The following is a 14031-nucleotide window of genomic DNA, read 5'->3' on the forward strand; positions in this document are numbered from 1 at the left end:
CATGAGTGATCCGCTTATCTCCGCCGCCAAGGCCGCAGCGAACGGCCTCTTCGCGCAGTCGACCCGCATGCGGGTTCTCTCGGAAAACATCGCCAACGCTGAGACCACCGGGAAGACGGCGGGCGCCGACCCCTATCAGCGCAAGACCGTCAGCTTTCAATCCGTCACCGACGGAATTGATGGTGTGGACATGGTGCAGGTCGACGAAATCGACCGCGATCAGGCGCCATTTCGCACGGAATACATGCCGGGGCATCCGGCGGCCGATGCAAAGGGCTACGTTAAGATGCCCAATGTCGACATGCTCACCGAGCTTGCAGATATGCGCGAGGCATCTCGCTCATATACCGCCAACACCCAAGTCATCAAACAGGTCCGCGAGATCGTCTCGATGACCATCGATCTATTGAGGCCGTCATGAGCTTGAGCATCGCGATGCTATCGCCGGAAATCGACCGCGTCGGTGGGGCTGCGGCGTCGAAAGGCGCTGCTGCGGTTGCCGCTCCTGGCGTCTCTTCCGTCGCCACACCAGAAAGCGATTTCGCGCAGACGATGGCGAACATGGCGGCCGACGCCATTTCGACGATGAAGACAGGCGAAACGACCGCGATTTCCGGCATGCAAGGCAAGGCGCCGTTGCAGCAGGTCGTGCAAGCAGTCATGCAGGCCGAGCAGGCGCTTCGAACGGTCGTCGCCGTACGCGACAAGGTCGTCAGCGCCTACCAAGAAATCAGTCGTATGCAGATTTGAGGTCGTAGGTCATGAGAGCGCTTTCAATTGCTGCGACCGGCATGTCCGCACAGCAAACCAACGTTGAAGTCATTGCCAACAACGTTGCAAACATCAACACGACCGGCTTCAAACGCTCGCGCGCGGAATTTGCCGACTTGCTGTACCAGACGGATCGCGCCGCCGGAACGGCCGCCCGCGATGACGACACCATCATTCCGGAAGCTAACGCAATTGGTCTCGGCGCTCGCACCGTCGCCATCCGTAGCCTTTCGATGCAGGGCCCCCTGGCTTCGACGAATAACAAGCTCGATTTGGCTCTGAACGGCCGAGGCTACTTCCAGGTCCAGGGCGAGAACAACGAGATTCTGTACACCCGTGACGGCGCTTTCAATAAGAACGCAACGGGACAGCTCATCACGCTCGAAGGCAATCTCGTCATTCCGAGTATCACGATACCGAACACCGCAACCGATGTGATCGTCAACTCCACCGGCCAAGTGTATGCGGTCATCGGCGCGACCGGGACACAGCAGCTTCTCGGTCAATTGTCGCTCGCCAATTTCGCGAACGAGACTGGGCTTGCAGCGCTTGGCGGCAATCTCTTTCAGGAAACTCCCGCATCGGGAACACCCGTTATCGGCAGCCCTGGCGACGTCGGCTTTGCAACGATCCAGCAGGGCTATCTCGAAAGCTCCAACGTCGATCCGGTGAAGGAAATCACAGAGCTCATCTCGGCGCAGCGCGCCTACGAGATGAACTCCAAGGTGATCACCGCAGCCTCCGATATGTACAGCGTCATCACAAAGGACATTCGCTGATGAAGACGGCGCGCAACGTGCGGGAAGGGCTCTGCTTCGCGGCAGCGGCGCTGCTTGCCATTTGCGCAGTGGCCGTCGTCGCGCACGCGAAGGAAGGCGGCCGCACGGTCTTCGTTCCCCGCGCTGTCATCTATCCGGGAGACGTCATCACAACGGAAGCGCTTGTGGAGCGCCGACTGTTGGTCGCACCGAACAATCCGCCCGTGTTTGGCGAAGATTCGGGAGAGCTTCTTGGCAAGGTTGCCCGCCGCACCTTGCTTCCGGGAGAACTCATTCCAGGATCGGCGGTTCGAACGCAGGATCTCATTAAACAGGGCAAAACGTACAAGCTCACTTATGAGTCGCGCTTCGTATCGATCGTCGGCGTCGGCGTCCCGCTGCAATCGGGTTCGGCCGGCGAAATCATAAATGTGCGAAATCCGGATACGGGCCTGATAATCAAGGCGCGCATCAAGCCGGATCAGACGTTGACGGTGGACGATCAATGAGATTGGCCGCTGCACTCTTCTTTTTTTTTCTAGGCCTGGCGCACACGGCCGAAGCCGGCACGCGCATCAAGGATATCACCGACCTGAAAGGCATCCGCGTCAATCAGCTCGTCGGATACGGCTTGGTCGTCGGCCTGAACGGCACGGGAGATACGCTCCGAAATTCGCCGTTCACGCAGCAGTCGGTACAGGCGATGCTGGATCGCATGGGCGTGAACATTCGCGGATCGCAGTATGAGCCGCGGACGCGCAACGTCGCGGCCGTCATGGTCACAGCTGAGCTCCCGCCGTTTGCTTCGAAGGGCTCGCGTTTCGACGTTACCGTTTCATCGATTGGCGACGCCAAATCATTGGCCGGTGGCGCGCTCATCATGACGCCGCTCGCTGGCGCGGATCAAAAAATCTACGCAGCCGCCCAAGGCCAGGTCACGATTTCAGGATATCTCGCGAAGGGCGCCGCCGAATCCATAACGTCGGGAATTCCGACGCGCGGCAGGATTCCGGACGGCGCCATCGTCGAGCAGGACGCGCCAGGCGGCTTCGAGGAGGACATGCCGCTCGAGTTCAAGCTCCGCAACCCAGACTTTACAACGTCCGTCCGCATAATGGACGTCATCAACGCCTTCGCCAAAGATCGCTATGGAATGCCGATTGCGCGCTCGAAAGATCAGCAATCGGTGATGGTTCGCAAGCCGCCGCGCATGCTGTCGTCGCGCCTTCTCGCTGAGATCGGCGAGCTTGAGGTCGATCCCGATCAAACCGCACGCGTCGTTATCGATGAGAGAACCGGCACGATCGTCATCGGCAGCGAAGTCCGTATTTCAACTGTTGCTGTCGCCCACGGCAACATCACCGTGCGCGTGACCGAGACGCCCAGGGTTTCGCAGCCTGCGCCGTTCTCGAACAGGGGTGAAACAGTCGTCGTTCCCGATACGCAAGTCGATGTCAACGAAGCGGGCGGCAACGTACAGATCGCTCGTGGCGCTAACTTGCGTGAGCTCGTGACCGCCCTCAACAGGATGGGTCTGAAGCCCCTCGGAATTATCGCAATCCTGCAGGCGATGAAAACGGCAGGCGCGCTGCAAGCCGAGCTGGTGGTTCAATGAGATCGTTCACGAGCTTCGCGCCGGTCCTCCTCGGTCTCTTTCTCTTCGCGCCGATTGTCGCCGCCGACGAGGCAAAGCCCGATAGCAACGAGCTGGAAGTTCTGCAGGTGCCGCAGCCGAATGCGCCTGAGCTCAGCCCGGCGCAACAGTATTGCTCGAGCATCATGGATGCGGCGACCGCTGCCCAGATCGCGCAACAGACGCGCAACCTGGAAAAAGCACAGAAGCAGCTCAACGACCGGATCGCCGTTCTTGCCGAGAAGGCCGAAGTCCTGAAAGGCTGGATTAAGATGCGCGAGGACTTCACTGCGCGCGCGACGGAGTCTCTGGTTCAGATCTACAGCAAAATGAAGCCGGATGCCGCTGCAGCGCAGCTCGCAGCGATGGACGAGATGGTCGCCGCGGCCATCATGTCGAAGCTTACGCCGAAGGCCTCAAGCCTCATCATGACCGAAATGGAAGTGGCGAAGGCGGCCCGATTATCGGCAGTCATAGCGGGCGCGGGAGAAGTGGCGGTTCATCCGGAGCGTAAGGCCGATGCGCAATAATATACGTTGGGCGACGCCGGCAATCGTATCGCTCACTTTGTTGCTCACGGGATGCGCTGACCAATTGCGCGAAATCGGTCGCGAGCCGACGTTGTCGCCGGTCGGAAGCGGCTTGGCGCCGGACAGGACAGCCCATGTCGATCTTCCGGTTACGCCCGTCGCCTACCACTCCGGGAATTCGACGTGGCAGGATGCCGGAGCCGATCTCTTCCGTGACGCCCGTGCCTTGCACGTCGGCGACGTCGTGACGGTAAAGATTCAAATCAACGACAAAGCCTCTCTCGATAACAACCTGAACCGCTCGCGCGACGCGAGCGTCGGTCTGAAGTCATCCGCGGACTTCGATTTCGGTTTCGGGGGCACCGGGCCTGCCGGATCGGGAAAACTTGACGGCAATCTCAATCGAACGACATCGACCGATTCGAAAGGTTCCATCGCAAGATCCGAAAGTATCAACCTCCTCGTGGGCGCTGTCGTCAGTCAGGTTCTTCCGAACGGGAACCTCGTGATCAGCGGCTCACAGGAAGTGCGGGTCAATTTCGAGCTTCGCGTGCTGAACGTTCAAGGTGTGATTCGCCCCCGCGACATCGCAACCGACAACACGATCTCCTACGAAAAGATTGCCGAGGCCCGCGTTTCCTACGGCGGCCGAGGCAGGGTGATGGAGGTCCAGCAGCCAGCGTACGGCCAGCAGATACTCGACGTCGTGGCTCCGTTCTAGGCAAAGTCAGGGGCGTTGGCGGTGGCGACAGAAAAAAGCGAAACTTCAGGCGGCGCCGCGGATCTGGTGAAGTCCGCTCTTGCGGCGGCAATCATCGGCGTCGGCGGTGGCGGAGCATTCGGCTATTTCGTCATGCCAAACGGCGCGAGCACACCGGCCGCTCAGGCTGGTCACGTCGAAGAGAAGTCCTCGGTGGTGCCTGGCCGGTTTCCGGGCGATGCGCTGGCGGTTGAAATTTCCTCTATTATCGCAGACCTCGAGACTGAGCCGAGGAGCAGGGTTCGCCTCGATATCTCGATCGTCGTTGCGCATGGAACTCCCGAAACGACCACCCTCAAGAATGAAGTGAAGGAAGATGTGATCGCCTATTTAAAAGGGCTCAGCGTATCCGATATTCAGGGCGTCAGGGGATTTCAGAATTTGCGTGAGCAGCTCGACGACCGCGCCAGAGTTCGCGGCCGCGGCGCCATCTTGGGTCTGTTGATCGGCGGCTTGGTTCTCGAATGACAGCTCGTAGAATTCTCACCTCAATAGCCGCTTTGTCACTGTCGTCCGGCACCGCGTTTGCGCAAACGATAGACCTGCAGACATTGTTCCCAGCCGGTGATGCGAGCGTCTCGGGCCGTATTGTCCAGCTTCTGGTGGTGATGACCGTCCTCTCGGTCGCCCCTGGTCTGCTGATGATGGTGACGTCTTTCGCGCGCTTCTTGATCGCATTTTCGTTTTTGCGGGTTGGCCTTGGACTTCAGACGACGCCGAACAATCTCATCCTGGTGAGCTTGGCGTTGTTCATGACGCTGTTCGTCATGGCGCCGACGCTGCAGAAAGCCTGGGACGAAGGCGTGAAGCCGATGGTCGAGAACAAAATTAGTCAGCAGGATGGCTATACGCGGACGACTGCGCCGTTTCGCGCCTTCATGCAAGCCAACGTGCGCGACAAAGATCTTGCACTTTTTCAGGAAATGTCATCACAACGCTTCGGCGAGCAGAATAAAATCGAATCAGACGACTTGCGCGTACTCGTTCCGGCTTTCATGATCTCGGAGCTTCGTCGCGGATTCGAAATCGGGTTTCTGGTGACGTTGCCGTTCCTCGTCATTGATCTCGTCGTCGCGACGATCATGACGTCGATGGGCATGATGATGATGCCGCCGACGGTGGTATCGCTACCGTTAAAGGTTTTGTTCTTCGTGTTGGTCGACGGGTGGAGTTTACTCGTCGGTGCGTTGGTTAAATCGTTCGCCTAACCGGGCGAACAGTGTTAAGTGCATCGCCTAAGGCGGCGATTAACGATTAGGCCCCTAAAAGTAACAATTGGGAAATAACTCTCAGCTATTTCAAGTTTGATAACGGAGTGGTTGCCGACACCTGCACCACAGGCATGATGCCGATCTGTTAAGCCGGAAGACCCGGCATGTCCCCAGTGTGCGTGCGCTTATTTAGTGCCGAGTAGAAGGAACAAAGGGACATGGGCATGAGCAGTATCAATACCAATATTTCGGCAATGACGGCGCTTCAGTCATTGCAGCAGACCGCCAAAGACCTGCTGACGACGCAGAATCAGATCTCGACCGGCTTGAAAGTTGCTTCCGCTTCGGACAACGCCGCCTACTGGTCGATCGCGACGACCATGCGGTCTGACAACGACGCGCTCTCGACGGTTCAAGACGCGCTTGGCCTCGGCAAAGGCACCGTTGACGTCGCCTACAACGCGCTTAACCAGAGCATCACGCTCGTCAGCCAGATCAAGCAAAAGCTGACGGCGGCCGCAGCTCCGGGCGTTGATCGCACCAAGGTTCAGTCGGAAATCACGCAGCTTCAGCAACAGCTGAAGGGCATCGCTGATACGGCGAACTTCTCCGGCCAGAACTGGGTTTCGGTCGACTCGTCAGTTTCGGGCTACAGCGCGACAAAGGCGATCGTTTCCTCGTTTGCTCGTACGACGTCGGGTGCCGTTTCGATCGGCACGATCTCCGTTGATACCTCGAAGTCGGTTTTGTTCGACGCTTCGACCGCGACAAGCGGCGCCGCCGGCGGCATCCTCGACTCGCAGCGCGGTACGACGGGTGCAATCGTGACGACCGGCGGCACGTCGGTCATGAACATCGACATCAGCAAGCTCACGGACAGCTCGACTGACCAGACGACGCTGACCCAGTACATCGCTGGCGTCGATAGCGCGTTCCAGGAGATGACCTCGGCGGCCACGAACCTCGGCGCAGCCCAGACACGTATCAGCCTGCAGACGAGCTTTATCTCGTCTTTGAGGGATACGATCACCACGGGTGTCTCGCAGTTGGTCGATGCCGACATGAACCAAGAGTCGACGAAGTTGCAGGCACTCCAGGTCAAGCAGCAGCTCGGTGTTCAGGCACTCAGCATTGCTAACCAGTCGAGCCAGAGCATCCTCTCGCTCTTCCGCTAATGACTAAGGCTCGGCGCCTATCGGGCGCCGAGCCCTCCTTGCCTCCTCCCAGTCGGGACTGACTGGCGCCCCATACGGACCGCATTCCGAGCAACGATCCGCCAACCGCGCTGGATCCGGAGCAGCCGCCCCGTCACCTCTGCACAAGGTTCCCTCTCTACCGTTGGCATCTAACTTTGCCGGTAGGGTGCCAGGGATGGATTGGCGTCAATTCGAAAATTTAATTCAGAGTCTGAAAGGCCTAGGGCGGCAGCGTCTGATAGCCCTCGGCGTTGCCGGCGCATTCGTTTTTGCGCTCATAACGATCGGTAGCTATTTCGCCTCGCGATCTGCCTACGACACACTCTATGTCGGACTGACGCCGTCCGACGTCAGTCGTATGGGCACTGTGCTGACGGAAGCGGGCATCGCCTTCGAGACCAGCACTGACGGCACGAAGCTGAGTGTTCCCATTGGTGACACGGCTCAGGCACGTGCCCTCCTTGCCGAAAAAGGCCTGCCGGGAAGTCAAACCGCAGGCTACGAGCTTTTCGACAAGCTTGGCGCTCTGGGTCTGACCTCCTTCATGCAGGAAGTCACCCGAGTCCGGGCGCTCGAAGGCGAGCTTTCGCGCACCATTCAGTATCTGAAGGGCGTCCGCGCTGCCCGTGTGCATATCTTTCTTCCCGACCAGAATGCGCTGCGCGTCAAGAAGCAGTCCCCGTCGGCCTCGGTCGTGATCAGAACCGACATCGCCGGCGATGCTGCTGCGGCACCCGCGATCAAACACCTGGTGGCATCTGCAATTCCGGAAATGTCGCCGGAAGAAGTGCAGGTCATCGGCACCGACGGAACCATTCTCGGAGGAGGCAAAAGCGCGACTGGTGATGCACCCGTGCAGATGCTCGAACTCGAACGGACCGTCGCTCAACAAATCCAAGACAGTGTTCGCCGCACGTTGGTGCCCTATTTGGGCATGGACAATTTCCAAGTCAGCGCGATCGCCCGCCTGAACCTCGACAAGCGCCAGACGAGCGAAACGAACTTCGACCCGGAGAGCAAAGTCGAGCGGTCGACCAGGGTCATCAAAGAGGCGCAGAGCTCGCAGGACGCTTCAAAAACCAACGTAAGCGTCGAGCAGAATATTCCGGGTGAAGCGACACCGAACAAGGACCAGGCGAAAAAGGCCCAGGATCGCAAGGAAGAGACGACCAACTACGAAATCAGCACGAAGTCCGCTTCGACGACCAGCGAGGGCTACAAGGTCGATAACATCTCGGTCGCCGTGGTCATCAACAAGAGGCGTCTCGCGGAAGTCATGGGCAAGGACGCGAAGGCCGAAGATCTCGATCGGCAGGTCGCGGAAATCGAGAAAATTGCGCTCTCGGCAGCCGGAATCGACAAGAAGCGGGGCGACCATATCAGCGTCTCAGCCGTCGACTTCGCGCCGACGCCGTTCGAGTCGGATGCCGCCTCCGGAGGATGGCAGCCACTGGTCATGAGTCTCGCTGGCACGGGAATAAAATCTCTGACGATTCTTCTGCTCGCGGCGATCGTGGTGATGGCAGGCTTCAGGCCAGTCATGCGGACATTGCTGTCAAATAGCGCCGTCGAAGGGCCCGCCGCAGTTGCCGCGCTCGGTTCACCGATTGCGTCCATCACTGGAACGGGAACTGCGCCGCTAGACATGCCGGAGATGGCATCGCCGCTACTTGAGCCAGGAGCCAATCCGTTCGACGGAGAAGGCGGAATGGGCTCAATGGGCTCAATGGGTTCAGACTTCGGCAGCGGTCTTTCCTTTGGCCGATCTCTTGCGCTCGGCCCGGTCGAGAAGCTTGGGGCGATCATCGATAGCGACGAGGAGCAAGCCACCGCTATCCTGAAGCATTGGGTTAAGAACGGATGACGACGAGACTTCACAGTTCGGCGTTTTCGCTCCTGTCTGATTTCGATCGCGAAAACGCGGTCGTCGAGCGCGATTATGAAGCCGAGATAAAATCGGCTTTCGAAGAGGGCTATCGCCACGGTCACGCCGATGGGCGGACCGAAATGGAGGCCGACGCAGAGCTTCGGCTGACGGAGGCGACGTCTCTTCATGCCGAGCAACTCCTCGAAGAGAAGCAAAACTGGCAACGCGACTGCGCCGACGTCCTGGCGGCACGTTTGGAAAACGTCACCAAGCTTATTGAGGCGAGCATAGAAGAGCGCGTCGCGACGCTACTGCGGCCATGGCTCGCCGAACGATTGCGAGAACGCGCCCTCCAGGATCTTGAGAACGCCATTGCGCGCGCGCTAGCCGAAGGCGCGAAAGTCCACATAGAGGCGCCGGCCGAAATCGTCGTGCATCTTCGCGAACGCTTGCCGGTGGAGGGTCTTCAAATCGGCTATTCCGAAACAGAGAACAGCGACATTCGCGCTCACATCGAAGAAACCGAAATCGAGGTCAACATTTCCGCGTGGGTCGCCGCGCTTGAAGCGGTGGCATCATGAGCAACGGTCAGGAAGACGTTTCATCGCAGCCGCTGGTCATCGTTCGTCGCCGGCGCAATACCGACGAGCCGCATCACGGTGGTGTCTGGAAAATCGCCTACGCGGACTTCATGACCGCAATGATGGCCTTCTTCTTGGTGATGTGGCTGATCAACGCCGCCGACAAGAAGACGATCGTTCAGGTCGCAGCCTATTTCAATCCGATGCGGTTGACGGATCGATTTGCTGCGCCGAAAGGCCTTGAAGACCTGACCGAGACCGCGACCAAGCCGTCGGAGGAGAGAGGAAAAAAAGGCTTCGAAAAGCAGGTTATCGATATCAAGCAGACGCGCCAAGCCGATCAAGATAGCAAAGAAAAGATCGGCGAAGCGATGGACGAGGCGGCGCAGAAATCGAGCGCTGCCGCTGGTGGCAAGAGCTCCGAAGCTCAAAAGGAGCAGGCGCTTTTCGACAATCCCGGCGATCTGCTTGAGAAGCTTGCGGACGAAGCACGAGCCAGTGCGCCGACGACGGCATCAAGCCCTGCCGACGGAAACATTAGCGATCCGTTCGATCGCACCAATCGCAGGGCCGGAAAATCTCAGGCGGCGTTGAAGCCGGCGACCCAACCGGCTCCGGAAACTCCACCCAAAGCGAACGAAGTCGCAAAGGTGGCCGTGCCGCCGAGCAATGCGAAGCCGCCGTCGCAAGGGGCTGCAAAAGAGACGCCGCCCGTTCCGCCGGCGCAGAGCCAATTCGAAACGTCGAAGCAAACTGACGTCGTCGCGAAGCAGACACCAGCAACGCTGGATCAGGCGAAAAAGGAAGACAAGACGCACGAGCAGGATAAGCAAAAGGAAAAAGACGAAGACGCGAAGAAGCTCGAAGACGACATCAGCAAGGCAATTTCCGCGGTGGCACGCGACCTGCCGCACGTCGAGGTCAAGGCAACGCCTGAGGGCGTGCTCATCAGCCTGACCGACGATGCCGCATTCGGCATGTTCGAGGTGGGTTCTGCAAGGCCGCGCCCGGAACTCGTCCTTGTAATGGACAAAATCAGCAAGGTTCTGGACGGTCACGATGGACCCATCGTGGTTCGCGGTCACACCGATAGCCGAGCCTACAAAAATGCAAATTACGATAACTGGCGGCTCTCGGCAGCACGCGCGCAAATGGCCTATTACATGCTCGTGCGCGGCGGCATCCCGGAAACGCGCGTTACCGCCATCGAAGGTCGCGCCGACCGTGATCCGAAAAATCCATCAGATACTCTGGCGGCAGAAAACCGCCGGATCGATATCCTCATAAAAGAGGCCAAGCAATGAAACGGCTCGCGCTGATCTCTGCAGCGTCGGTCGTCGCACTCTCCGGCGTTGCAGCAGGCTCGGCCTTCTACTTCCGGCCGGAACTGATCTTCGGCGAAGATAAGCCCGAACCTCGTCTCGATCATGCCGTGCCTTCATATGCACAAAAGCCGTCGAACGAAATGCAGGCGAGGAAGAAGGCACTCCGCCAGGTCGAGCAGTTGGGCGCCATCCAGGACAGGATTATTCGCGGCGATCGGACCGCGCTCGCTGAGCAGGCCCGAGTGCTGAGCGACATAGCCCAAGACGTTCGTCACTTCAGCCCCGACGACTGGAAAGACTACGTCAACGTGCGCACCAGCTTGCTTTACGTCCTCAGCGGCGGCGATGCTCATGTTCTCGCCCCGCTGCTTGATAGCGATACTCTGGGAGCAGCCGACCAGAAGTTGGCCGCTGGCATCGTGAGTTTCGCTCAAGGGCAGACCAGAGCCGCGCGCAAGTTATTCATGGAGATCGACCCGAGATCTCTCGATGTCAGCCTCGTCGGACCGTTCGCGCTCGCCCGCGCATCGCTTTATCTCGACGACAATCACGAAAAGGCGATCGACCTGCTCGACGACGCGAGGCTCGCTTGTCCGCATACTGCAATCGACGAAGCCGCCGCGCGAAGGGAAATTCCCCTTCTCATCGGTATGGGCCGGAAAGATCGAGCGATAATGTTGACGACGAGCTACGTCCGCGAGTTCGGAAAATCCATCTATGCGCGGAAGCTGTTTCGCGATTTTGCGGAAGCAACCGCAAAACGCAATGATATGGATGATGCCGAAACAATCGATGCGCTCGCGAATTCCCTCGATCCCAAGGACATGCTGAACGCGTCGGAGTTGTTTATCGATATCGCCGGCGAAGCATTGCTCCAGGGCAAACTGAAACTCGCACGCGCGGCCGCCGAGCGAGCCTTGAAGCTCGATGGCGCGAGTCCCGAAAACTTGGAAAAGGCGCGTCTCTATCAGGCTGCGGCAGAAGCTCCTTCCGCCGATGCAGGGAAGGCTCTGCAAGCTTTGAATCAGATCACGGCCGATCGCCTTTCGGACGAGGATACGGAAATTCGTGAAGTCGCGGGCTTCATCGCGAGTTCCGTCGTCGGCGATAAGATAGAAAATGCACACCAGGGCACCGGCGCACCGGGAATTGCCAAAGATCAGATCCTACCGAAAGCCGCGGCCGTTCTCGGCAAAGCCGATGCTCTTATAAACGAAGCCGATCAGATCATCGCACGGAGTGGAAAATGACAGCGTCAGTTGGTGGTGCTGCGACAGGCACGGTCGATCATCTATTGCAGTCCGTTCGTGGCCGCGTAAGCTCCCGTCGGGACGACGACAGGCAAACTCGGGATAACGAGTCAGACGCTCAAGACGTCAAGAATGATCATTCACAGCCCAAGGCGGCTTCGAATTCCGATAGCGCCGTTAGCCGCTCTGAAAAGTCGTCGCCACGTAAACAAAGCAAGTCCGAATCTGCCGACGATGAGGCGTCGTTCGCGGAAACAATCGATAGCATCGGGCAACAGGAGCCGAACGCTAACGCAAAGGTCGAGAGAAGCGATAATTGGCCTCAAAACGCGATCGCCGCGGTCGCTGCCGGCAACACTCTCGCCAAGCAGCAGACACCCGATACAGTCCAGCAGCCGGCAGAAAGTCCGCAACGCGCCATGCGTCCGGTCAATCTTTTGCGGCAGGATAGCATTGCCGCATTGATCGACGCCAAGGCGCGTCTGATGCCGAGTGACAATATTCCGAAGACTGCGGAAGTAACGATGCCGGATACGCTGCCCCTGCAGCAGGACGTGCAATCGGATGCGTTTGCCGACGTGACGGATCGAACTCCAGCAACCGTCAACGGCCAAGAGACGCACTGGAACTTCAACGATAAAGCCATTGCCGACGCTGCTTTGCAGGCTTCAGGAGTGCAATCCGAGGATAGTCCCGCGCAGCGCGTCTTCTCGCCGTTTCGCGTCGCGGAGACATCCCAAAAACCGGCTAGCGTATCGGACGACTCATCGCCGCCCGTACAGGTGCAAGCTGTCACGGCACCGGCGTCAGCTAATACATCCGATGATGCCCTCCTCGCCGATAAGGATCAAACTGGCCCGCGTCTTCAACAGCCGGCGACCGGAGATCCGGCGATCCGCAAGATTGTGAAACCCGAGTCGTCCGATTCTATCGAGAGGATGTTGTCCGTTGATCCCAAGCCCTCGCAAGGCCCGGTCAATGTGACGGCGCAAGTGCGCAACGGTGTCGTTGATGCTCTTGCCGGAAAAGCCGAAGAACTGAATCCAAGTACAACGGTCGCAGATCTTCAGGATCGCGCGCCGTCGCCACCGCCGGTTTTGCGATCATTAGACCTCACGCTCTCTCCGCCTGACCTCGGCTCCGTGCGGTTGCGCATGAGTCTCAAGTCGAACGCATTGGAGATTGAAGCGGATGCTTCGAAAGCGGCGACCGCTAAGATCCTCAACGACGATCGCACGTCGTTGGAGCGAGGTCTGCGGGATGCAGGCTACGACGTTACCAGTTTGAAGATCACCGATGTTTCATCGAGCAACGCGATGAACTCGAGTGGTCAGCAAGCGAACGGATCGCCGTCGCGCGATGGCGATCAGGCGCGCCCGAACTTCACAGGTCAGCAGGACGGGAATTCCCAACGCCGCGAAGGTGCGACGTTCGGCCAGCCGCAACGCCGTCAACAAGATCAATCGCAGCAGACGTCCGCCGACTTGGCTAGCGGCCGTGCGGGCGGCGCAGTTTATATTTAGGTCTCGTTATGACGCAGCAGGAACTGATAGGCAGCGGCCTGCATGGCCCCTTCTCGCTCGCAACCGATGCGATCGATGAAGAACTTGCCGAGAATTGTCCAGGTGCATACGCGCTCGGTTTCACCGATCACCTGGGCCGGTTCTCGATCACCTACGTTGGGAGCGCGGGTGAAAATCTGAAATCAAAACTGAAAGCGCACATCGGAACCGCATCGCAGTTCAAATTTCGTCATTTCGCAGAAGAGCGGCTCGCCTTCGAAAAGGAGTGCGAAATGTTCCATCAGTTTCTGCCGTCCGGAAACTTCCTGCACCCTAGCCGGCCGCAAGGCACAGATTGGGCATGTCCGCGGTGTCGTCGATAGACTGAGGCTTCGTCATCAGGTCGAGCACGTCTGCAAGGGCCTGATAATAGCCTGAATGCCAATAGGCGCATTCCGCCGTGCCGAGATCGAGATGCAGCTGTCGCTCCAGCTTCTCCGCCCAGTCGCCGCCTAGACGTGAGCCAATCCCTGCCATGCGAGCATGAAGGGCCCCAAGATCGGCACGTACGTCTTCCATTTTAGTCCCTCAACTCTTTTCATCGTCCCGCTGTCTGTGAGGGTGAATTTACACAGCATTGATGGCAT

The 14031-nt window shown here is 58.8% G+C and carries 17 protein-coding genes; 15 read left to right on the forward strand and 2 right to left on the reverse strand.

Annotated features, from left to right (window positions below):
* The first annotated feature begins 1 nt into the window (after nucleotide 1).
* The 15 genes from flgC to fliK all read left to right on the forward strand — a co-directional run bounded on the left by flgC (nucleotide 2) and on the right by fliK (nucleotide 13405).
* The gene (gene flgC, locus AB4Z24_RS13005; protein WP_441708721.1) at nucleotides 2-421 is read left to right on the forward strand and encodes a flagellar basal body rod protein FlgC; all 420 of its coding nucleotides are present in this window, start codon (nucleotides 2-4) and stop codon (nucleotides 419-421) included.
* Nucleotides 418-750, forward strand: a complete 333-nt coding sequence (locus tag AB4Z24_RS13010) for a flagellar hook-basal body complex protein FliE (RefSeq protein ID WP_441708723.1) — start codon at nucleotides 418-420, stop codon at nucleotides 748-750. Before flgC ends, AB4Z24_RS13010 begins: the two co-directional genes overlap by 4 nt.
* 11 nt (nucleotides 751-761) lie before the next feature.
* Nucleotides 762-1550 (forward strand): flagellar basal-body rod protein FlgG, encoded by a 789-nt coding sequence (gene flgG / locus AB4Z24_RS13015; RefSeq protein WP_441708725.1) that lies wholly within the window; start codon nucleotides 762-764, stop codon nucleotides 1548-1550.
* Nucleotides 1550-2038 (forward strand): flagellar basal body P-ring formation chaperone FlgA, encoded by a 489-nt coding sequence (gene flgA, locus AB4Z24_RS13020; protein ID WP_441708727.1) that lies wholly within the window; start codon nucleotides 1550-1552, stop codon nucleotides 2036-2038. The genes flgG and flgA overlap by 1 nt, the downstream gene beginning before the upstream one ends.
* Nucleotides 2035-3144 carry a flagellar basal body P-ring protein FlgI gene (locus AB4Z24_RS13025; protein ID WP_441708728.1) on the forward strand — a complete coding sequence of 370 codons (1110 nt, stop codon included), beginning with the start codon at nucleotides 2035-2037 and terminating at the stop codon, nucleotides 3142-3144. Before flgA ends, AB4Z24_RS13025 begins: the two co-directional genes overlap by 4 nt.
* Nucleotides 3141-3692, forward strand: coding sequence for a MotE family protein (locus AB4Z24_RS13030; protein ID WP_441708730.1), 552 nt, complete (start codon nucleotides 3141-3143; stop codon nucleotides 3690-3692). The genes AB4Z24_RS13025 and AB4Z24_RS13030 overlap by 4 nt, the downstream gene beginning before the upstream one ends.
* Nucleotides 3682-4413, forward strand: a complete 732-nt coding sequence (gene flgH / locus AB4Z24_RS13035) for a flagellar basal body L-ring protein FlgH (protein WP_441708732.1) — start codon at nucleotides 3682-3684, stop codon at nucleotides 4411-4413. Before AB4Z24_RS13030 ends, flgH begins: the two co-directional genes overlap by 11 nt.
* 21 nt (nucleotides 4414-4434) lie before the next feature.
* Nucleotides 4435-4920 (forward strand): flagellar basal body-associated FliL family protein, encoded by a 486-nt coding sequence (locus AB4Z24_RS13040; RefSeq protein WP_441708734.1) that lies wholly within the window; start codon nucleotides 4435-4437, stop codon nucleotides 4918-4920.
* Complete coding sequence (gene fliP, locus AB4Z24_RS13045) at nucleotides 4917-5660, forward strand: flagellar type III secretion system pore protein FliP (RefSeq protein ID WP_441708736.1); 744 nt, start codon at nucleotides 4917-4919, stop codon at nucleotides 5658-5660. The genes AB4Z24_RS13040 and fliP overlap by 4 nt, the downstream gene beginning before the upstream one ends.
* Nucleotides 5661-5887: 227 nt before the next feature.
* Complete coding sequence (locus tag AB4Z24_RS13050) at nucleotides 5888-6838, forward strand: flagellin N-terminal helical domain-containing protein (RefSeq protein ID WP_441708738.1); 951 nt, start codon at nucleotides 5888-5890, stop codon at nucleotides 6836-6838.
* Between the two features lie 196 nt (nucleotides 6839-7034).
* Nucleotides 7035-8723 (forward strand): flagellar basal-body MS-ring/collar protein FliF, encoded by a 1689-nt coding sequence (gene fliF / locus AB4Z24_RS13055; RefSeq protein ID WP_441708740.1) that lies wholly within the window; start codon nucleotides 7035-7037, stop codon nucleotides 8721-8723.
* Nucleotides 8720-9307, forward strand: a complete 588-nt coding sequence (locus AB4Z24_RS13060) for a hypothetical protein (protein ID WP_441708742.1) — start codon at nucleotides 8720-8722, stop codon at nucleotides 9305-9307. The genes fliF and AB4Z24_RS13060 overlap by 4 nt, the downstream gene beginning before the upstream one ends.
* Nucleotides 9304-10611, forward strand: coding sequence for a MotB family protein (locus AB4Z24_RS13065; protein ID WP_441708744.1), 1308 nt, complete (start codon nucleotides 9304-9306; stop codon nucleotides 10609-10611). Before AB4Z24_RS13060 ends, AB4Z24_RS13065 begins: the two co-directional genes overlap by 4 nt.
* The gene (locus AB4Z24_RS13070) at nucleotides 10608-11882 is read left to right on the forward strand and encodes a hypothetical protein (RefSeq protein ID WP_441708745.1); all 1275 of its coding nucleotides are present in this window, start codon (nucleotides 10608-10610) and stop codon (nucleotides 11880-11882) included. The genes AB4Z24_RS13065 and AB4Z24_RS13070 overlap by 4 nt, the downstream gene beginning before the upstream one ends.
* Nucleotides 11879-13405 carry a flagellar hook-length control protein FliK gene (fliK, locus tag AB4Z24_RS13075; RefSeq protein ID WP_441708747.1) on the forward strand — a complete coding sequence of 509 codons (1527 nt, stop codon included), beginning with the start codon at nucleotides 11879-11881 and terminating at the stop codon, nucleotides 13403-13405. Before AB4Z24_RS13070 ends, fliK begins: the two co-directional genes overlap by 4 nt.
* On the opposite strand, the gene AB4Z24_RS13080 is transcribed toward fliK, so the two are convergent.
* A complete protein-coding gene (locus tag AB4Z24_RS13080; RefSeq protein ID WP_441708748.1) occupies nucleotides 13402-13536 on the reverse strand; it encodes a hypothetical protein in 135 nt (44 codons plus the stop codon). The genes fliK and AB4Z24_RS13080 overlap by 4 nt on opposite strands.
* A 181-nt stretch (nucleotides 13537-13717) precedes the next feature.
* On the reverse strand, nucleotides 13718-13963 hold the full coding sequence (locus AB4Z24_RS13085; protein WP_441708750.1) for a hypothetical protein: 246 nt from the start codon (nucleotides 13961-13963) through the stop codon (nucleotides 13718-13720).
* Nucleotides 13964-14031: the final 68 nt, after the last annotated feature.

This window comes from Hyphomicrobium sp. 2TAF46 (genome assembly GCF_052114865.1).
Lineage (GTDB): Bacteria > Pseudomonadota > Alphaproteobacteria > Rhizobiales > Hyphomicrobiaceae > Hyphomicrobium_B.

Bases quoted from the DNA above. Each gene is read 5' to 3' on its own strand.
- flgC (WP_441708721.1), top strand. From the start codon at position 2: ATGAGTGATCCGCTTATCTCCGCCGCCAAGGCCGCAGCGAACGGCCTC.
- AB4Z24_RS13010 (WP_441708723.1), top strand. From the start codon at position 418: ATGAGCTTGAGCATCGCGATGCTATCGCCGGAAATCGACCGCGTCGGT.
- flgG (WP_441708725.1), top strand. From the start codon at position 762: ATGAGAGCGCTTTCAATTGCTGCGACCGGCATGTCCGCACAGCAAACC.
- flgA (WP_441708727.1), top strand. From the start codon at position 1,550: ATGAAGACGGCGCGCAACGTGCGGGAAGGGCTCTGCTTCGCGGCAGCG.
- AB4Z24_RS13025 (WP_441708728.1), top strand. From the start codon at position 2,035: ATGAGATTGGCCGCTGCACTCTTCTTTTTTTTTCTAGGCCTGGCGCAC.
- AB4Z24_RS13030 (WP_441708730.1), top strand. From the start codon at position 3,141: ATGAGATCGTTCACGAGCTTCGCGCCGGTCCTCCTCGGTCTCTTTCTC.
- flgH (WP_441708732.1), top strand. From the start codon at position 3,682: ATGCGCAATAATATACGTTGGGCGACGCCGGCAATCGTATCGCTCACT.
- fliP (WP_441708736.1), top strand. From the start codon at position 4,917: ATGACAGCTCGTAGAATTCTCACCTCAATAGCCGCTTTGTCACTGTCG.
- AB4Z24_RS13050 (WP_441708738.1), top strand. From the start codon at position 5,888: ATGAGCAGTATCAATACCAATATTTCGGCAATGACGGCGCTTCAGTCA.
- fliF (WP_441708740.1), top strand. From the start codon at position 7,035: ATGGATTGGCGTCAATTCGAAAATTTAATTCAGAGTCTGAAAGGCCTA.
- AB4Z24_RS13060 (WP_441708742.1), top strand. From the start codon at position 8,720: ATGACGACGAGACTTCACAGTTCGGCGTTTTCGCTCCTGTCTGATTTC.
- AB4Z24_RS13065 (WP_441708744.1), top strand. From the start codon at position 9,304: ATGAGCAACGGTCAGGAAGACGTTTCATCGCAGCCGCTGGTCATCGTT.
- AB4Z24_RS13070 (WP_441708745.1), top strand. From the start codon at position 10,608: ATGAAACGGCTCGCGCTGATCTCTGCAGCGTCGGTCGTCGCACTCTCC.
- fliK (WP_441708747.1), top strand. From the start codon at position 11,879: ATGACAGCGTCAGTTGGTGGTGCTGCGACAGGCACGGTCGATCATCTA.
- AB4Z24_RS13085 (WP_441708750.1), bottom strand. From the start codon at position 13,963: ATGGAAGACGTACGTGCCGATCTTGGGGCCCTTCATGCTCGCATGGCA.